The 17,177-nt window shown below is 65.9% G+C and carries 19 protein-coding genes; 11 read left to right on the top strand and 8 right to left on the bottom strand.

From position 1 onward, the window contains the following. The first annotated feature begins 95 nt into the window (after window positions 1–95). Complete coding sequence (ku, locus tag AB5K84_RS12045; RefSeq protein WP_011089513.1) at window positions 96–980, top strand: non-homologous end joining protein Ku; 885 nt, start codon at window positions 96–98, stop codon at window positions 978–980. Between the two features lie 111 nt (window positions 981–1,091). On the opposite strand, the gene AB5K84_RS12040 is transcribed toward ku, so the two are convergent. From AB5K84_RS12040 to AB5K84_RS12010, 7 genes are all read right to left on the bottom strand, one after another. Continuing rightward, window positions 1,092–1,781, bottom strand: a complete 690-nt coding sequence (locus tag AB5K84_RS12040) for a response regulator (protein WP_011089514.1) — start codon at window positions 1,779–1,781, stop codon at window positions 1,092–1,094. Then, window positions 1,778–4,501 (bottom strand): sensor histidine kinase, encoded by a 2,724-nt coding sequence (locus AB5K84_RS12035; protein WP_097531937.1) that lies wholly within the window; start codon window positions 4,499–4,501, stop codon window positions 1,778–1,780. Before AB5K84_RS12035 ends, AB5K84_RS12040 begins: the two co-directional genes overlap by 4 nt. Window positions 4,502–4,541: 40 nt before the next feature. Then, window positions 4,542–5,147: a K(+)-transporting ATPase subunit C gene (locus AB5K84_RS12030; protein WP_011089516.1), complete on the bottom strand. Its 606-nt coding sequence runs from the start codon at window positions 5,145–5,147 to the stop codon at window positions 4,542–4,544. Between the two features lie 177 nt (window positions 5,148–5,324). Further along, the gene (gene kdpB / locus AB5K84_RS12025; RefSeq protein WP_038965691.1) at window positions 5,325–7,436 is read right to left on the bottom strand and encodes a potassium-transporting ATPase subunit KdpB; all 2,112 of its coding nucleotides are present in this window, start codon (window positions 7,434–7,436) and stop codon (window positions 5,325–5,327) included. A gap of 50 nt (window positions 7,437–7,486) precedes the next feature. After that, window positions 7,487–9,190, bottom strand: a complete 1,704-nt coding sequence (gene kdpA / locus AB5K84_RS12020) for a potassium-transporting ATPase subunit KdpA (RefSeq protein ID WP_011089518.1) — start codon at window positions 9,188–9,190, stop codon at window positions 7,487–7,489. A 112-nt stretch (window positions 9,191–9,302) separates the two neighbouring features. Then, window positions 9,303–9,392, bottom strand: a complete 90-nt coding sequence (locus tag AB5K84_RS12015; protein ID WP_038965694.1) for a K(+)-transporting ATPase subunit F — start codon at window positions 9,390–9,392, stop codon at window positions 9,303–9,305. Window positions 9,393–9,403: 11 nt separating this feature from the next. Continuing rightward, window positions 9,404–9,562 carry a hypothetical protein gene (locus AB5K84_RS12010; protein ID WP_162494044.1) on the bottom strand — a complete coding sequence of 53 codons (159 nt, stop codon included), beginning with the start codon at window positions 9,560–9,562 and terminating at the stop codon, window positions 9,404–9,406. A gap of 433 nt (window positions 9,563–9,995) precedes the next feature. On the opposite strand from AB5K84_RS12010, the gene AB5K84_RS12005 reads away from it, so the two are divergent. The 10 genes from AB5K84_RS12005 to AB5K84_RS11960 all read left to right on the top strand — a co-directional run bounded on the left by AB5K84_RS12005 (window position 9,996) and on the right by AB5K84_RS11960 (window position 15,847). After that, entirely contained in the window at window positions 9,996–10,463 is a 468-nt protein-coding gene (locus tag AB5K84_RS12005) for a hypothetical protein (RefSeq protein WP_038965693.1), read from the top strand. 40 nt (window positions 10,464–10,503) lie between these two features. After that, window positions 10,504–10,764: a hypothetical protein gene (locus tag AB5K84_RS12000; protein ID WP_011089521.1), complete on the top strand. Its 261-nt coding sequence runs from the start codon at window positions 10,504–10,506 to the stop codon at window positions 10,762–10,764. Between the two features lie 132 nt (window positions 10,765–10,896). After that, window positions 10,897–11,151, top strand: coding sequence for a hypothetical protein (locus AB5K84_RS11995; protein WP_038965690.1), 255 nt, complete (start codon window positions 10,897–10,899; stop codon window positions 11,149–11,151). A 25-nt stretch (window positions 11,152–11,176) separates the two neighbouring features. After that, window positions 11,177–12,094: a 4-hydroxy-tetrahydrodipicolinate synthase gene (gene dapA / locus AB5K84_RS11990; RefSeq protein WP_011089523.1), complete on the top strand. Its 918-nt coding sequence runs from the start codon at window positions 11,177–11,179 to the stop codon at window positions 12,092–12,094. Between the two features lie 75 nt (window positions 12,095–12,169). Then, window positions 12,170–12,517 carry a hypothetical protein gene (locus tag AB5K84_RS11985; protein ID WP_236842123.1) on the top strand — a complete coding sequence of 116 codons (348 nt, stop codon included), beginning with the start codon at window positions 12,170–12,172 and terminating at the stop codon, window positions 12,515–12,517. 110 nt (window positions 12,518–12,627) lie between these two features. After that, window positions 12,628–12,816 (top strand): hypothetical protein, encoded by a 189-nt coding sequence (locus tag AB5K84_RS11980; RefSeq protein WP_028174527.1) that lies wholly within the window; start codon window positions 12,628–12,630, stop codon window positions 12,814–12,816. Between the two features lie 17 nt (window positions 12,817–12,833). Then, window positions 12,834–13,220 (top strand): hypothetical protein, encoded by a 387-nt coding sequence (locus AB5K84_RS11975; protein WP_011089526.1) that lies wholly within the window; start codon window positions 12,834–12,836, stop codon window positions 13,218–13,220. Window positions 13,221–13,310: 90 nt separating this feature from the next. Continuing rightward, complete coding sequence (locus AB5K84_RS11970; RefSeq protein ID WP_018641127.1) at window positions 13,311–13,439, top strand: hypothetical protein; 129 nt, start codon at window positions 13,311–13,313, stop codon at window positions 13,437–13,439. A 164-nt stretch (window positions 13,440–13,603) separates the two neighbouring features. Continuing rightward, window positions 13,604–14,239 carry a uracil phosphoribosyltransferase gene (gene upp, locus AB5K84_RS11965; protein ID WP_028174525.1) on the top strand — a complete coding sequence of 212 codons (636 nt, stop codon included), beginning with the start codon at window positions 13,604–13,606 and terminating at the stop codon, window positions 14,237–14,239. Window positions 14,240–14,272: 33 nt separating this feature from the next. Then, window positions 14,273–15,847 carry an AMP-binding protein gene (locus AB5K84_RS11960; RefSeq protein WP_011089528.1) on the top strand — a complete coding sequence of 525 codons (1,575 nt, stop codon included), beginning with the start codon at window positions 14,273–14,275 and terminating at the stop codon, window positions 15,845–15,847. Window positions 15,848–15,900: 53 nt separating this feature from the next. Here the strand turns inward: AB5K84_RS11960 and AB5K84_RS11955 are convergent, their stop codons facing one another. Next, window positions 15,901–17,148, bottom strand: a complete 1,248-nt coding sequence (locus tag AB5K84_RS11955; RefSeq protein WP_011089529.1) for an acetyl-CoA hydrolase/transferase family protein — start codon at window positions 17,146–17,148, stop codon at window positions 15,901–15,903. Window positions 17,149–17,177 lie beyond the last annotated feature (29 nt).

The following is a 17,177-nucleotide window of genomic DNA, read 5'->3' as shown; positions in this document are numbered from 1 at the left end:
GGCTTCAAGCCTATCACGGCAAAAGTCCCATCCGGAACCAAAACCCGACGCGCCGGTTGGAGTTCCAAAACGCCTTGAAAACGCTGGAGAATGGAATGGCCCCCCGCGCCTATTGGAAGGGAACGTTGAAGCTGTCGCTGGTCAGCTGCCCGGTCGTGCTCTATCCCGCAACGACCGCCGCGGAGAAGACCCGGTTTCACATGATCAACCGCGAAACCGGCAATCGCCTCAAGCAGCAAATGGTCGATTCGGAAACCGGCGACGTCGTCGAGAGCGACCAGAAGGGACGCGGCTACGAGCTGCGCAAGGGCAAATATGTCGAGATCGAACCGGAGGAGCTCGAGGCGGTCCAGATCGAGAGCAACCACACCATCGACATTGAGAGCTTCGTGCCGAGCGACGAGATCGACCAGCGCTACCTGGACCATCCCTATTACATCGCACCAGACGGCAAGGCCGCAATCGACGCCTTTGCTGTGATCCGCGACGCCATGAAGGACCAGGAGCGCGTCGCGCTCGCAAAAATCGTGCTTACCAACCGCGAGCATGTCATGGCGATCGAGCCGCTCGGCAAGGGCCTGCTCGGCACCACGCTGCGCTATCCTTATGAGCTCCGCGACGAGGACCAGTTCTTCGACGACATCAAGAGCCCGAAGATCACCAGGGACATGGTCGAGCTCGCCGGTCACATCCTGCACACCAAGGCTGCGCATTTCGATCCGAGCAAGTTCAAGGACCAGTACGAGACCGCGCTGAAGGCGCTGGTGAAGCGGAAGGCGAGCGGCAAGACGATCGAGCTGCCGGAGCCGGAGGAGCGGCCGAGCAATGTCGTCAGCCTGATGGATGCGCTGAAGCAGAGCCTGAGGGGGCGCGGCGGGGGACGGCCGTCGGCCAAGTCGCATGGACGACGGACGACAGGACGGGGACGAGCCGCGAAGAAGGTGCACCGGTCGACGGCGCGACAGAGGAAGGCGGGTTAGCTTGTCATTCCGGGGCGCCTCGAAGAGGCGAACTATGGTGCGCAATTGCGCACCTAAGAATCTCGAGGTTCCGGGTTCGATGCTTCGCATCGCCCCGGAACGACGGCTTAATCAATCCCCCGCCTTCAGGCGGTACCCGATCCCCGTCTCCGTCAGCACATATTGCGGCCGTTCCGGATCGGCTTCGATTTTCTGGCGGAGCTGGCGGACGTAGACGCGGAGATATTGCGCGTCGGTCAGTTCGTCCCAGAGCTCCTTGAGCAGGAAGCGGTGGGTCAGCACCTTGCCGGCATGCTGCACCAGCACGCGCAGGAGGTCGTACTCCTTCGGCGACAGCTTGACCTCGCGCTCGCCGACCTTGACGATGCGGCGGACGAGATCGACGGAGAGATCGCCGGTGCGGAATATCGGTCGCTCGCCCTGGACCTGGAGCTGGTGCCGCAGCGCGGCGCGCAGACGCGCCAGCAGCTCGTCCATGCCGAACGGCTTGGTCAAATAGTCGTCGGCGCCGAGATCGAGCGCCTGCACCTTGCCGGCCTCGTCGCCCCGGCTCGACAGCACCACGATCGGCACGGCTTCGTTGCGGGCCCGGATGGTACGGAGCAGCTCGTGGCCCTGGATGTCGGGCAGGCCGAGATCGAGGATGATCAGCGCAGGCTCCTCGGTGAGCTTCTCCAGCGCAATCTTGCCGTTTGACGCTTCCAGGATCTCATAGCCCTGCGTCGTCAGCCCCATCCGCAGCAATTTGCGGATCGGTGGCTCGTCGTCGATGACCAGAACCTTGATCGGGGCGGCACTCATGCGGCGGTATCCAATGCGTGGGTCTGTGCCGGAACGGGCAAACGGATGGTGAGGACCGCGCCGCTCCGGTCGCTGCGGTTGGCGGCCGAGATCGTGCCATGCATTGCCTCGACGAAGCCGCGGGAAATGGCGAGCCCGAGCCCGGTGCCGGGACGAACGTGATCGCCCTTCTGCACGCGATAGAACTTGTCGAACACGCTCTCGACCTCGTCCGGCGGAATACCGCTCCCCTCGTCGGCGATCTGGAGCACCACTTGATCTCGCTCGCGCTGGCTCTTGATCGAGATCGTCGTCTCCGCCGGCGAATACTTCGCGGCGTTGTCGAGCAGGTTGAACAGCACCTGCTCGAACAACACGGCATCCAGCTGGAGCATCGGCAGATCGGCGGCCAGCACCAGCTCCACCTTGTGCGCCGTGAGGATCTTGGCTGCCCGCCGGAGTGCGCTGCCGACGATCTCACTAAGATCATGCAGCGCCGTGTTGGGCACGATGGCGCCGGATTCGAGCTTCGTCATGTCGAGCAGATTGGCGATGAAACGGTTGAGTCGCTCGGACTCGTCGATCACGGTGGCCAGCAGGTCGCGCTTCTCGGTGTCGGACAAGGCACCTGCCAGATCGCGCATCGTGGAGGCGGCCCCCAACACGGAGGCGAGCGGCGTCTTGAGGTCATGCGAAATCGACGTCAGCAGTGCCGAGCGCAGCCGCTCGGATTCGACGGTGCGCTTGACGCGGTCCATGTCCTCGACCAGCAGCACGCGCTCGATCGCGAGCGCGCCCTGGTCGACCAGCGCGTCCAGCAGCCGGCGCTGGTCCGGCGTCAGCAACGGGCCGGTACGGTCGTTGTCGATGCCGATCACCCCGATCGGGCCGCGGCCGGTGCGCATCGGCAGGAACAGCCGTTTCGCACCCGGCAGCGTGTCCGAGCCGCGACCGGCTGGGCGATCATTGCTCCAGGCCCAGTTGGCGGCGGCAAGGTCCGCCTGGTCGAGCTGGTCCTCCGGCGGATAGCCGGACTTCACCGTGAGCAGCCCATCCTCCGGCAGCAACAGCACCACGCGCACCTTCAGCATCAGCGCGATCTGATAGGCCGTCGCCCACAAGACGTCGTCGAGCGTGGCGGTGCCGGCAAGCTTGCGGCTGAAAGCATAGAGCTGCTCGGTGGTCCTGATCCGGCCGATCGCGGTGTCGGCCTGCGTGCGCACGCGCGCGGCGACATTGGAGACGATCATCGCCACCACCATGAACAGGACAAAGGCGGCGACGTTGGTCGGATCGGTGATCGTGAAGGTGTAGATCGGCGGCAGGAAGAAGAAATTATAGGACAGCGAGGCCGCGACGGTGGCGAGCAGCGACGGCCACAGGCCATAGCGGACCGCGACCGCCACCACGGCCGTGAGCAGCACGAGGTCCACGTTCTCGATGCCGAACCTCGGCTGAATCAGCTCGGCAGCGCCGAGGCCGATCAGCACGATGCCGAGCGCCTTCAGATAGGGCAGCGGATCGAACGGCTCCGTCCGCGCCGCGGTCTGCACCGCGGTCTTGGGCGCCGCCTCGCCCGGCACATCGTCGCCGGCGATGACATGAACCGTGATATTGCCGGCACGGCGCACCAGGTCATGCACGACCGAGCCGCGCGTGATCTCGAACCAGCGCGAGCGCGTCGACTTTCCGATCACGATCTGGGTGACGTTGTTGCCCTGCGCGAAATTGACGACGTCGTCGGCGATGCGGCGGCCGACCGCGGGAATCGTCAGTGCCTCGCCGCCCAAGGCTTCGGCGAGCCGCAGCGTGTCGGCGAGCCGGTCGCGCTCGTCATCGGAAAGCTGGAGGGAGCGCCGCGTCTCGATCGAAATCGCGGTAAACGGCGCATGCAGCCGGTCGGCCAGCCGCTTGGTGTAGCGCACGAGGCCGGCGGCGCGCGGATCCTCGCTGACGCAGACGAGAATACGCTCGCCCGCGGCCCAGGGGCCGGCGATGGCGTTCGCCTGCATGTGGGTGAGGAGCTGCTCGTCGACCCGTTCGGCTGTCCGCCGCAAAGCGAGCTCGCGCAGCGCGGTCAGATTGCCCGGCGAGAAATAATGCTCCAGCGCCCGCTCGGCCTGCCTGGGGACGTAAACCTTGCCTTCTCTGAGCCGCTGGATCAGGTCGTCGGGCGTGAGGTCGATCAGCTCGATCGCATCCGCGCGGTCGAACACCGAGTCCGGCACCGTCTCGCGCACCCGGACATGGGTGATCTGGGCGACGACGTCGTTCAGGCTCTCGATGTGCTGGATGTTGACGGCGGTGTAGACGTCGATGCCGTGGGAGAGCAGCTCCTCGACGTCGAGATAGCGCTTGGGATGGCGGCTGCCGGCCGCGTTGGTGTGGGCGAGCTCGTCGACCAGCGCGATTTGCGGCCGGCGCGCGATCACGGCGTCGAGGTCCATCTCCTCGATCGTCTGGCCGCGGTAGTCGAGCCTCTTGCGCGGGACGACTTCGAGCCCCCGCACCAGCGCCTCGGTCTCGGCGCGGCCATGGGTCTCGACGAAGCCGACCACGACGTCGATGCCGGCCTTGCGCTTGGCATGGGCGCTTTGCAGCATCTCGTAGGTCTTGCCGACGCCCGGGGCCGCGCCGACGAAAATCTTCAGCTTGCCGCTCGCGCTTTCCTCCCGGCGCGCGGCTTCCAGCAGTGCCTCGGGAGACGGACGTTGTTCGGAATCGCGGCGCTCTCGGACCATTTTGCCAATATAATCATCTGCGCACCGGGAGCCTAGACCGCTACTTGGCGGCGGCGCGATCGAGCGCGAGATTCAACGCCAATACGTTAACGCGCGGTTCGCCAAGCAGGCCGAGCAGACGGCCCTGGACGTTGGAAGCCACAAGCTGCTTCACCGCCTCTTCCGGCATATTCCGGGCCTTGGCAACGCGCGGCACCTGGAATTGCGCGGCTTCCGGCGAGATATCCGGATCGAGGCCGCTGGCAGAGGTGGTGACGAGGTCGACCGGCACGGCCGCGTTCGGATTCTCCGCTTTCAGCTTGTCCACGTCTTCCTTCAACCGGTCGGCCAGCGCCTTGCTGGTCGGGCCGAGATTGGAGCCGCCCGAGTTGGCGGCGTTGTAGGGCGCCGAGACGGTCTTGGTCGAATCATTCGGGTCCGGCGCCAGGGTCGCCGAGGGGCGGCCGTGGAAATATTTGTCGTCCTTGAACTCCTGCCCGATCAGGGCGGAGCCGATCACCTTGCCATCCTTCTCGATCAGGCTGCCTTGCGCCTGGGCGGGAAAGAGCATGCCCGCGATGCCGGTCATGGCGAGCGGATAGGCCAGGCCCGTGATGGCGGTGAGCACCAGCAGGAGGACGATGGCGGGGCGGATTTCTCTGAGCATGTTAGGTCTCCGGTTATTTCGTCATTGCGGGCGAAGCATCTCTGTCGTCGTTCCGGGGCGATGCAAGGCATCGAACCCGGAACCTCGAGATTCTCAGGTGCGCAATTGCGCACCATAGTTCGCCTCTTCGAGGCGCCCCGGAATGACAGAGAGAATTTGCTCCTCGCATGACAACGATCAGGCCAGGTGCAAGGCGACGACGACGAGGTCGATCGCCTTGATTCCGATGAAGGGAATGACGATGCCGCCAAGCCCGTAGATCAGCAGGTTACGTCGCAACAGTGCGCCGGCCCCGACGGCGCGGTAGGCGACGCCCTTCAGCGCGAGCGGAATCAGCGCGATGATGACAAGCGCGTTGAAGATGATCGCCGACAGGATGGCGCTCTGCGGGCTCGACAGGTTCATGACGTTGAGCACGTTGAGCTGCGGGTAGAACGCCAAGAACATCGCCGGGATGATCGCAAAGTATTTTGCGACGTCGTTGGCGATCGAGAAGGTCGTCAGCGCGCCGCGCGTCATCAGCAGCTGTTTGCCGATCTCGACCACTTCGATCAGCTTGGTCGGGTTGGAATCGAGATCGACCATGTTGCCGGCCTCGCGGGCCGCCTGCGTGCCGGTGTTCATGGCGACGCCGACATCGGCCTGGGCGAGCGCCGGCGCGTCATTGGTGCCGTCGCCGCACATCGCCACCAGCTTGCCCTTGGCCTGCTCGTCGCGGATCAGCTTGAGCTTGTCCTCGGGGGTTGCCTGCGCCAGGAAATCGTCGACGCCGGCTTCCGCCGCGATCGCGGCGGCCGTCATCGGGTTGTCGCCGGTGATCATGATGGTGCGGATGCCCATGCGGCGCAGCTCGGCAAAGCGCTCGCGGATGCCGCCCTTGACGATATCCTTGAGCTGGATGACGCCGAGCAGCTTGCCGTCCTTCGCGACGGCCAGCGGCGTGCCGCCGGCTTTCGAGATCTCGTCGGCGATGATCTGGATCTCGCGGCCGACCTCCGAGAGCTCCGCAGGCTGGATCGCGCGGGCGGTGTTGCCGGAGGCAACGGCCAGAGGCGCGCCGCCGCCGACATAGTTGAGCATGGCATCGACCGCGCCCTTGCGCACCGACGAGCCGCCGGCATCGACGCCGCTCATGCGGGTCTGCGCCGTGAACGGGATGAAGGTTGCCCCGAGCTCGGCCATGTCGCGGCCGCGGATGCCATACTTCTCCTTCGCCAGCACGACGATGGAGCGGCCTTCCGGCGTCTCGTCGGCGAGCGAGGCGAGCTGAGCCGCGTCCGCCAGCTCCTGCTCGGTGACGCCGCGAACGGGGCGGAACGCGGTCGCCTGACGATTGCCGAGCGTGATCGTTCCGGTCTTGTCGAGCAGCAGCGTGTCGACGTCGCCGGCCGCCTCGACGGCGCGGCCCGACATCGCCAGCACGTTGAAGCGCACCAGGCGGTCCATGCCGGCAATGCCGATCGCCGACAGCAGCGCACCGATCGTAGTCGGGATCAGCGTCACGAACAGCGCGACCAGCACGACTACCGAGATCGAGCCGCCGGCATAGGCCGCATAGCTCGGAATCGTGACGGTGGCGAACACGAAGATGATGGTGAGGCCGGCGAGCAGGATGTTGAGCGCGATCTCGTTCGGCGTCTTCTGACGCTCGGCGCCCTCGACCAGCTTGATCATGCGATCGATGAAGGTCGAGCCCTGCGCGGCGGTGATGCGGACGCGGATCCAGTCCGACAGCACCTGCGTGCCGCCCGTCACCGCCGAGCGGTCGCCACCTGACTCGCGGATGACGGGCGCGGATTCGCCGGTGATGGCGGCCTCGTTGACGGAGGCGACGCCCTCGATCACCTCGCCGTCGGAGGGAATGGTGTCCCCCGCTTCGACCAGCACGATGTCGCCGACCTTCAGGCTCGTGCCCGGAACCAGCTTTGCCTGGCCGGTGCCGGTGAGCAGCTTGGCCTGGCTCTCGGTGCGGGTCTTGCGCAGCGATTCAGCCTGCGCCTTGCCGCGGCCTTCGGCGACCGCCTCGGCGAAGTTCGCAAACAGCACGGTGAACCAGAGCCAGAGGATGATCTGGAACGTGAAGCCGAGATTCGCGCCGCTGGTGACGAGATCGCGCAGGAAGATCACGGTGGTGAGCGCGGCCACGATCTCGACCACGAACATCACGGGATTCTTCACCATCAGTCGCGGGTCGAGCTTGGTGAAGGAGGCGCGGATCGCGGGCACTACGATCCTGGGATCGAGCATCGCCGATACGGCAGCACGTTTTTGCAGTTTCATCGTATCCATGGAGGTCACTCCAAACCAATCGGAAGATTGTCGATCAGAAGACTTGTCGATCAGAAGACTTGGCCGGCATTCATCGCGAGGTGCTCGACGATGGGGCCGAGTGCGAGGGCCGGGAAGAACGTCAAGCCGCCGATGATCAGGATGACGCCGACGACAAGGCCGACGAACAGCCCGCCCGTGGTCGGGAAGGTGCCCGCCGACGGAGGGATCGATTTCTTGGCGGCGAGCGAGCCCGCGATCGCCATCGCCGGAACGATCATGAAGAAGCGGCCGACGAACATCGCGCTTGCCAGCGTGAGGTTGTAGAACAGGGTGTTACCGGTCAGGCCCGCGAAGGCCGAGCCGTTGTTGCCGGTCGCCGACGTGAAGGCATAGAGCACCTCGGTGAAACCGTGCGGGCCGGCATTCGCCATGGAGGCAACCGCCGCCGGATAGACCACACCGACCGCGGTCCAGCCGAGATACATCAGTGGCAGCACCAGGATCGCGAGCATCGCCATCTTGACCTCGCGCGCCTCGATCTTCTTGCCGACATATTCCGGCGTGCGGCCGACCATCAGGCCGGCCACGAAGATCGCGAGCACGACGAACAGCAGCATGCCGTAGAGGCCTGCGCCGACGCCGCCGACGATGATCTCGCCGAGCTGCATGTTAATCAGCGGAATCATGCCGCCGAGCGCGGTAAAGCTGTCATGCATGGCGTTGACGGCGCCGCACGAGGCGGCCGTCGTGATCACGGCGAACAGCGAGGACGCGACGAGGCCGAAGCGAACCTCCTTGCCTTCCATGTTGCCGCCGGTCAGGCCCAGCGCATGCATGGTAGAGGTGCCGTTGGCTTCCGCCCAGTAGGTGACCGCGACACCGGCGACGAAAAGCACGCCCATCACGGCGAGGATCGCCCAGCCCTGGCGCTGGTTGCCGACCATGCGGCCAAACACGTTGGTGAGCGCAGCCCCGAGCGCGAAGATCGACAGCATCTGCACGAAGTTCGACAGCGCGGTCGGGTTCTCGAAGGGATGCGCGGCGTTGGCGTTGAAGAAGCCGCCGCCATTGGTGCCAAGCATCTTGATCGCGACCTGCGAGGCGACCGGGCCGACCGCGATGGTCTGCTTGGCGCCTTCGAGCGTGGTGGCCTCGACATAGTCGCCGAGCGTCTGCGGAATGCCCTGCCAGACCAGGAACAGCGTGTAGACGACGCAGATCGGCAGCAACACGTAGAGGGTACAGCGCGTCACGTCGACCCAGAAATTGCCGACCGTGCGCACCGAGGCGCGCGAGAAGCCGCGAATCAGGGCCATCGCCAGCGCGATGCCGGTGGCCGCCGACAGGAAGTTCTGGTGCGTCAGGCCGAGCATCTGCACGAGATAGGACAGCGTGCTCTCGCCGCCGTAGTTCTGCCAGTTGGTGTTGGTGATGAAGGAGATCGCGGTATTGAAGGAGAGATCCTGCGCCACCGCCGACTGCCCGGCCGGATTGAAGGGCAGCACGGCCTGGAGCCGCATCACGCCGTAGATGACCAGGAAGCCGCCGACATGGAACAGCAGCATGGCGACCGTGTAGGTCAGCCAATGCTGCTCGCGCCTCTCATCGACGCCAGAGATCCAGTAGATCCCGGCTTCGATCGGACGCAGCACCGGCGACAGGAAGGTCCGCTCGCCGTTGAACACGCGCGTCATGTACCAGCCGAGCGGCTTGGTCAGCGCGACGATAATGACGCAGAAAAGAATGATCTGGAGCCAACCGATCATGGTCATGGCATTAACCCTTCAGGCTTTGTGTCCGGCGCAAGAGCGGCAGGAGCAGCGCAAGCAGGCCCGCGACGAGTGCGACGTCCGCCAGCAGCAATTCGGCAAGCAGCAGCACGGTTCAGAACCGCTCGGGCCGCAGCAGTGCATAAGTGAGGTAGAACAGGAGGCCGAACGAGACGGCACCGGCGAGCGCATAATCGAAGATCATGGTGTGCTCCATCACAGCCGTTCGCAGGCGTAGGTGTAGCCGATCGCGAGGGCAAAGAAGACGAAGCCCAGCGCCAGCATCAGAATGTCCATCATGGCGATACTCCTCAATGCGAGACGATCTCCGGCATTGCCCGCCGGCGGGCCGCTTGCTGCGAGCGAATGCAACACGTGTCTCTCCCGGCCGGGAAACGTCACCGCGCCGAAGTGCCACCGCGCACATAGGTTTTCGAGATGAGGCCTATGGCGACGTTATAGGAATCTCATAAAGGCCGGCCCGTCGTAGCCGCCGGCCGTACGACACGGACGACGCATTCCAGGCGATCGTTCCAGGCAGGCCGCGCAGCGACGCGATCCACCAACGCTTTCGCCTCCCGTTGTTACGGCGGGCCGGCGCCGAGGTCTTTTCAAAAAGCCCTGCTTCTATAAGCCTCCACCTACGACCGAGACGGCAGGCGAGGATCTGTCGGTCTTACACGGAAGAATCCGGGCACTTATGAAATCCCTATATCTCTCGCCCGATCCCCATCTCGTTTTCAAATGCCCTCCCGGCCATCTTGGCAATGCCGGCCGACTGACCGACGCCAACTCCGGGAGGCCTGACATGACCGCCGCTCTCCGACGTCTCGACCCACCATCCCTCAGCCAGCGGCTTCACGCGGCGCCGGCGATGACGCGACCGCTGATGCACGACGTCATCGATCACGCTTGCCGGCGCATCCCTTCGCTCGGCCAGAACGAACGCACCACGCGCGTCATGCGCCTGATCGACGCCGAGGCCTGGGCCGATGCGGCGCTGGCGCTGATCGAGCTCGAGCTGCCGCTATGGCAGGTCCGCCGCATCGCCTATGACGAGGGCGAGTGGCACTGCGCGCTCTCGCGCGAGCGTGAGCTGCCGGACTGGCTCGACGCTGCGGTCGAGGCACGCCACGCCGACCTCGCACTGGCCTTGCTGTCGGCCTTCGTCGAGGTCCGGGCATTGGCCGCGGACGTGTCGCGGCCGAGCGTTCCCTCCGTTCGTCCTGTGCCGGATCCGCTTTACGAGCCGGTCGCCTGCGACAATTTCGGCTAGAGCAGCCTGACGGGTTCACACCTTGTCGCAAGCTCCGGACATGCCGCACAAGCTGAGCCCGGCGCGCGTGATCGCACGCTTCGCCGTCCGCATCGCGCTGCTCGCCGCCTTTGCCGCATTCGGTAGCGTCGGCTTCGGTCGAAGCCTTGCCGTTCTGCTCTGGATGTCGATCATCCTGTGCGCTCTCGCCGGCCTCGTCAGGCGCGAACCGCTGTTCGGCCCTGCCCTCAATCATTGGGACGAAGCTGCTGCATTCGGTGCGCTGTTCGCGCTGGTCCACATTGCCAATGATGTGACCTGAGCGGTCGGCTTTATGACCTTCCTATGAGATCGCCGCGCACCCGCCCTCGAAATCATATTCGCGAGACGGGATATTGAGCGCGCAGGCAGGGACATGCATCCCGCGCCGGCGTCGTTCAGAAGGAATACATCCGTGAAACTCGTCGACCCTCCCTCGTGCACCTCCACCTCAACCATCGTCCTTATCGGCCGCAACCACCGGGGACAATGGGTCGCGCAGGAGCAGAACGGCCTCTATGGCGGCTTGTTCGTCAGCCGCGCCCAGGCCGTCAAATATGCGCTGTTCGAGAACGGACAGCATCCGGAGACCATCGTCGAGCTGCCGCGCGAGATCGAGCTCGACATGGGCAAGAGCCCCAACGCCATCGTCTCGCAGCGCGCCGCCTGAGCCGGCGCCATCCGGCGGAAAAGCCATGTTCACTCCTCCTGCTGCCTGGTTCACGGGCTTCATTCCAGACCTGCCGACGCCGTTCGACGCGGCTGACACAATCGATCTCAAGGCGTTCACCGCGCTCTGCGAGCGCCAGATCGCGGCTGGCGTCCCCGCGATCGTGGTCTGCGAGACGGCCGGCGAGGCGCCGACGCTCTCCCCGGCCGAGCAGGAGCTCGTCATTCGCGCCGCGGTGGACGTCGCCCGCGGCCGGGTGCGGATCATCGCCGGCGCGATGTCGAACGCGACCAGCCAGGCCATCGCGCTCGCGCGGTGCGCGGAGGCCGCCGGCGCCGATGCCGTGATGGCGGTGGTGCCGGCCTACAACAAGCCGATGCAGGAGGGGATGCTCGCGCATTTCCGGGCCATCGCCGGTGCAACCGGCTTGCCCGTGATCCTGCACGATATTCCCTCCCGCACGCTGCGCCCGCTCGCCGACGAGACGCTGGTGCGTCTCGTCGAATCCCGCCAGTTCGTCGGCCTGCGCGATGGAAGCTGCGACATCGCCCGACCGATGCGCCTCGCCCGGTTGCTCCCGGCCGGCTTTCGCCTGCTCTCCGGCGACGACGTCACCGCGTTCGGCTACATCGCAAGCGGCGGCGACGGCGCCATCTCGGAAGTCTCCAACATCGCCCCCGATCTGTGCCGCATGATCTTCTCGCAGGTCAGGCAAGGCCGCTTGCAATCGGCACGCTACCTGCACAGGCGCCTCATCCCGCTCATCACATGCCTCTCCAAGGACAGCCCGGCGGCGCTCAAGAGCGCGCTGAGCGTGCTCGGCCTGATGTCACCGGCGACGAGGCTGCCGATCGTGCCGCTGGACGCGGCCGCGCAGCGGGAGGTGATACGCGCCTTCGCCGCGATCGCCGACGAGGAGCTGATCGACCGCGTCGGCGCCTGACGCCTCGCGCAGTCGTTCGGATCTCGCATGCCGCCATCAGTTGAAGACCATCAGAGGCTGCTCGGCGCCTGGCAGTTGGCGATCCTGCGCTTTGCCGTGACGCTGAGCGACTCCGACAGGCACAATGTCGCCGCACTCGCGGTTGAACTCGATCGTCTCGGCGGCCGGCGCAGCGGCGAGGACTCGCTGCACTTCTTCCGGCGCACCAGCTCCCGTCTCTGCGCGGCCATCGACGGCCGGCAACAAGACGCGAAGGCGACCCTGGACTGCTTCTGCAAGCAGATCGAGGAGCCGCGGCTGCGGCTCGCCTTCGCCGCCGCCGTCGGGCTGGCGCGTTCGAAGCCTGCGCGATCCAAACCGCAACCGAAACGCGACCAAAACCTCTTCAGAGGACTGCTGGCGCGACCGCCGGCGCCTTTATGACTTTCCTATACGGCAACTGCGGCGGTCACCTCGCAATCATACGCAGCGGTGGCCATCATACGGGACAGCTCGGAGCGGCCGTCTCGCCACTCCGGATAAGGACTGAAAAAATGTCGATCCTGACACATGGCCTTGACCGCCCCTTCGTGCCTGGGCGTTCGGCGCGCATCTCCGAGGCACGCAAGGCGCAGCTCAAAGGTTTCGCTCTCGGCACACTGACGCTGCTCTCGATGGGTAGCGTGCTCACCGCGTTGATCGCGCTGAGGACCGCAATCTATGTCTGGCACATGCACGGCTGACCCGCAGGGAGGCCCCTATGACCTTGCAGATGTGTGAGGAAGCCGCCATGGCCGCAATTGCGCTTCAGGCTTCCCGTCGCCGCCCCGATACCAGGCAGGCGGCGGCGCTCAAGCCACTCGATCCGGATGTCGTCAGCGCCGCCATTCCCGCGTTCTTCATTGGACGCAACAGCGCCGGCCTCTGGGTGGTGCGCGAAGCGAACGGACGTGTCGGCGGCCTGTTCCTGTTCAAGAGCTCGGCGGTGGATTTCGCCAACCGTCAGAGCGCGCCGGCGCGGTGCGCGCTGGTGTTTCCCGCCGAGACCTTCGAGCTCGACATCGAGAACCGCGGCAATCCGCTGATTGTGCTCGCGGAGGGAGCGAGGCAGCTTCTTGCACGCGTGACCGCGAGACGGCGGACATGATCGAGCTCAAGATCGCGATCCTGGTTGTGTTGATGGGAGCATTGCTGCTCGGCATGCGCATCGGCGCGGCGCCCGCCCCGGACAAGTAGCGTGCAGCTCCTCAAGGGAAATCTCGAGCACGCAGTCACCACGACGATCCTGACCATGACGCTGAGCCTGGTCTGGGGCGCGGTCCTGACGATCGTGATCACGCTCGTCGCGCGGGGGCTCGGGGTCTAGCCTTTACCTCTTCACGCGCCAGTTCCGCCGCCGTGACCATGGCTGCCTACGAGGCGAGCAGCCGTGCCCGCAAGGAGGTCGCGATGCCGGCTTGAGGCCACGTATCCCGCGGAAAATACCCGGCCGATCTGGCGCAATTTCACGGAACCGTGTAGAGCGGTTTCATGAGCACAAGCAGCGTCAACGTCGTCGCCCACCCTCTGGTCCAGCACAAGCTCTCGCTGATGCGGGAGAAGGACCGCTCGACCAAGAGCTTTCGCGAGATCCTGAACGAGATCGGGATGCTGCTCGGCTACGAGGTGACGCGCGACCTGCCGCTGGAGCTGGTCGAGATCGAGACGCCGATCGCATCGATGCGGGCGCCGAAGATCGCCGGCAAGAAGCTCACGCTGGCGCCGATCCTGCGCGCCGGCGTCGGCTTCCTCGACGGCATGCTGGCGCTGATGCCCTCGGCGCGCATTGCCCATATCGGGCTCTACCGCGACCCCGAAACATTGCAGGCCGTGGAATATTACTTCAAGGCGCCGCAGGACCTGTCCGACCGCACCGTGATCCTGATGGACCCGATGCTGGCGACCGGCAACTCGGCCTGCGCCGGCGCGTCCCTGCTCAAGAACCGCGGCGCCCGCGACATCCGCTTCGTGTGCCTTCTGGCCGCGCCGGAAGGCATCGCGCAGTTCCAGAGCGAACATCCCGACGTGCCGATCTGGACCGCCGCAATCGACGAGCGGCTCAACGACCACGGCTACATCGTGCCGGGCCTGGGCGATGCCGGCGACCGGATGTTCGGCACCAAGTAGACAGTTTTGCGCGATCGGGTTACTCCGGGCGCCATGAGCTCCAACGAATTTTCGCTGCAATCGCTGATCTGCACCGAGGCCTTCGCGGATCCCGCCTTCGTGTTCGACGGCACGCCGGTCTCGCGCGCGGAATTCTCGGCAAATATCGAAAAGACCGCGGCCTGGCTTGCTGCGCAGGGTGTCGGCAAGGGCGACGTCGTCGCGGTCTGGCTGGTCAACCGGATCGAATGGGTCGCGCTGCTGTTCGCCGCCGCCCGCCTCGGTGCGATCGTCTCCGCCGTCAATACCCGCTACCGCAGCGCGGAAGTCGCCCATCTGCTTCGCTTGTCCGGCGCCAGGCTGATGGTGGTCGAGGCCGCGTTCCGCTCGATCGACTTTGCCGCCATCCTCGCCGATATCGCCAAGGACGAGGTGCCCGCGCTGCGACAGCTTGCAGTGGTCGGCGCGGATACGATCCCGGCGCACTGGCCGTGTGTACGGTTCGATGCGTTCGACCAACCCTATCCGCCGGCCCCGCCCGCCCAGGATGACGTCGACCTCCCCGTGCTGCTCTACACCACGTCGGGCACGACCAAGGGACCGAAGCTCGTCGCGCATTCGCAGCGGACGCTGGCCGCGCACGCCGCCGCCGTCGCCAGGGCGCTAAGCCTCGCGCCGCAAAACCATTCGCTCCTCGCCATGCTGCCGTTCTGCGGCACCTTCGGCATGACGAGCCTGCTCGGCTTCATCGCGGCGGGCGCGACCATCCATGTGCTCGACGCCTTCGAAGCGGCGCCGGCGCTGAAGATCCTCGGCGAGCATGAGATCACCCACGCCTTCGGCTCCGACGAGATGTTTCGCCGCATCCTCGCCCTCACCGACGTGGCCCAGCCCTTCCCCCGTGCCGAGGTGTTCGGCTTCGCCGCGTTCCAGCCCGGCTGGCGCGAGCTTGCCGCGGAGGCCGAGGCGCGCGGCATGCCGCTGTACGGCCTCTACGGTTCGAGCGAGGTGCAGGCCCTGTTCTCGATCGGCCGCGCCAGCGACGCGTTCGCCGACCGGATCGAGGGCGGCGGCTGGCCGATGTCGCCGGAGGCCAGGGTCCGCGTGCGCGACACCGAGACCGGCGAACTCGCAGCTCCCGGCGTCTCCGGCGAGATCGAGATCAGCGCGCCGTCACGCTTCCTCGGCTACTTCAACAATCCCGACGCCACGCGCGACGCGATTACCGCGGACGGCTTCTTCCGCACCGGCGACATCGGCCGGCTGCGCGGCGATGGCTCCTTCGTCTACGAGACCCGCGCGGGCGATGCGATGCGGCTCGGCGGCTTCCTTGTCGCGCCCGGCGAGATCGAGGACGAGCTCAAGTCCTGCGCAGGTGTTGCCGACGCCCAGGTCGTCGCGGTCGACCTGAAGGGAAACGCACGCTGCGTCGCTTTTGTGATTCCAGCAGGGGAGCCGCCTCAACAGGAGATGCTGGTCGCGCACCTGCGCGAACGGCTCGCCGGATACAAGGTGCCGGCACGAATCTATATCGTCGATGCTTTCCCCGTCACCGACAGCGCCAACGGTGTGAAAATCCAGCGCGCCCGGCTTCGTGCCATGGCGATGGAGCGGATTGCCGCCGAATAGGCCGGCCACCTCCTCGACGATCTCGTCATGGACGCTCGCGATGATGAACTGAGCTAGCTCGCGGGCCCGCGAAGCCGCGCCGAAAGCGCGTCGCGATGCTCAGGCGCCGCGATCGCGATCATGCGGCGCGCGCGCTCGGCAAGGCCGCAGCCACGCAGCTCCGCAACGCCCCATTCGGTGACGACGGCATCGACATCGGCGCGCGGTGTCGTCACCGTCTCGACGTCAGCGACGATCCGGCTGGTCCCGTCGGAGGCCGTCGCCGGCAGCGCGATGATCGCCCTTCCGCCGCAAGAGGCGTTGGCGCCGCGCACGAAATCGAGCTGCCCGCCGATGGCGCCGATCGCGACGCCATTCAGCGTCTCGGAATTGACGCTGCCGTCGAGGCCGACCTGAAGCGCCGAATTGATCGCGACCAGCCGGTTGATCCGCGCCAACACGTTCTGGCTGTGCGTATAGGACGTCGGCCGCACCGCCACCGCCTTGTTCTCGTGCGCGAAGCGATAGAGCCGCCGGGTCCCGATCACCTGGTTGGTGACCGTGATGCCGGCATCGATGCCCTTCTCCGCATTCGTCACCGCGCCGCGCTCGATCAGGTCGACGACGGCATCGTTGATCAGGCCGGAATGGATGCCGAGACGGCGCGCATGCGACAGCGAGGACAGGATCGCATCCGGAATTCGGCCGACGCCGAACTGGAGCGTGCTGCCGTCGGCGATCAGGCCTGCCGCATGCGCGGCGATGCGCCGCGAAACGTCATCGAGCGGCGTCGAGGCCAATTCAACCGGCGGCCTGCGGGCTGCCACGCGAACATGGATCGGCACGTCCTCCGGCCATTCGGCGCCGAACGTAAAGGGCGTATCCGGATTGATCTCGGCGATGACGAGGCGTGCGCCGCGCGCGGCATCGATGACGTAGTCGTTGGAGAGGCTGGCGCTGAGCCGCCCTTCGAGCTCCGCAAGCTGCACCAGAACGACATCGGCCTTGTAGCGGCGCGCCGCGAAGTCGGCACAGAAGGCGCTGTAATTGCTCGGGATCACGTCGAGCCGCCCCGCTTTCGCGAGCCGCCGCGAATTGCCGATCACGCCATAGCTCTGGAACGAGACATTTCCCGCGCACGACGCCGAAAACGTCTCCGAGAACACTGGCCCGATCATCATGCGGAAGGGCGGAAGCTGTGCTGCCTGCGCCATCAGCGCTTCCGTCAGCGTGACAGGCTCCGCCGTCGCCTGCCCGCACACGACGAGATCATCCTTCCGGACCAAGCCGGCAAAATCGATCGGCGAGCTGTCCTCGGGCATCGGCAATCCTCCCGACCGATCCGCGGGCA

The organism is Bradyrhizobium sp. 1200_D9_N1_1 (assembly GCF_052075915.1).
GTDB lineage: Bacteria > Pseudomonadota > Alphaproteobacteria > Rhizobiales > Xanthobacteraceae > Bradyrhizobium > Bradyrhizobium diazoefficiens.
This window is presented reverse-complemented; position numbering and strand designations above follow the sequence as displayed.

Excerpts from the sequence above, each read along its gene's own strand:
- ku (WP_011089513.1), top strand. The coding sequence starts at position 96 with ATGGCCCCCCGCGCCTATTGGAAGGGAACGTTGAAGCTGTCGCTGGTC.
- AB5K84_RS12040 (WP_011089514.1), bottom strand. The coding sequence starts at position 1,781 with ATGAGTGCCGCCCCGATCAAGGTTCTGGTCATCGACGACGAGCCACCG.
- AB5K84_RS12035 (WP_097531937.1), bottom strand. The coding sequence starts at position 4,501 with ATGGTCCGAGAGCGCCGCGATTCCGAACAACGTCCGTCTCCCGAGGCA.
- AB5K84_RS12030 (WP_011089516.1), bottom strand. The coding sequence starts at position 5,147 with ATGCTCAGAGAAATCCGCCCCGCCATCGTCCTCCTGCTGGTGCTCACC.
- kdpB (WP_038965691.1), bottom strand. The coding sequence starts at position 7,436 with ATGGATACGATGAAACTGCAAAAACGTGCTGCCGTATCGGCGATGCTC.
- kdpA (WP_011089518.1), bottom strand. The coding sequence starts at position 9,190 with ATGACCATGATCGGTTGGCTCCAGATCATTCTTTTCTGCGTCATTATC.
- AB5K84_RS12015 (WP_038965694.1), bottom strand. The coding sequence starts at position 9,392 with ATGATCTTCGATTATGCGCTCGCCGGTGCCGTCTCGTTCGGCCTCCTG.
- AB5K84_RS12005 (WP_038965693.1), top strand. The coding sequence starts at position 9,996 with ATGACCGCCGCTCTCCGACGTCTCGACCCACCATCCCTCAGCCAGCGG.
- AB5K84_RS12000 (WP_011089521.1), top strand. The coding sequence starts at position 10,504 with ATGCCGCACAAGCTGAGCCCGGCGCGCGTGATCGCACGCTTCGCCGTC.
- dapA (WP_011089523.1), top strand. The coding sequence starts at position 11,177 with ATGTTCACTCCTCCTGCTGCCTGGTTCACGGGCTTCATTCCAGACCTG.
- AB5K84_RS11980 (WP_028174527.1), top strand. The coding sequence starts at position 12,628 with ATGTCGATCCTGACACATGGCCTTGACCGCCCCTTCGTGCCTGGGCGT.
- AB5K84_RS11975 (WP_011089526.1), top strand. The coding sequence starts at position 12,834 with ATGACCTTGCAGATGTGTGAGGAAGCCGCCATGGCCGCAATTGCGCTT.
- upp (WP_028174525.1), top strand. The coding sequence starts at position 13,604 with ATGAGCACAAGCAGCGTCAACGTCGTCGCCCACCCTCTGGTCCAGCAC.
- AB5K84_RS11960 (WP_011089528.1), top strand. The coding sequence starts at position 14,273 with ATGAGCTCCAACGAATTTTCGCTGCAATCGCTGATCTGCACCGAGGCC.
- AB5K84_RS11955 (WP_011089529.1), bottom strand. The coding sequence starts at position 17,148 with ATGCCCGAGGACAGCTCGCCGATCGATTTTGCCGGCTTGGTCCGGAAG.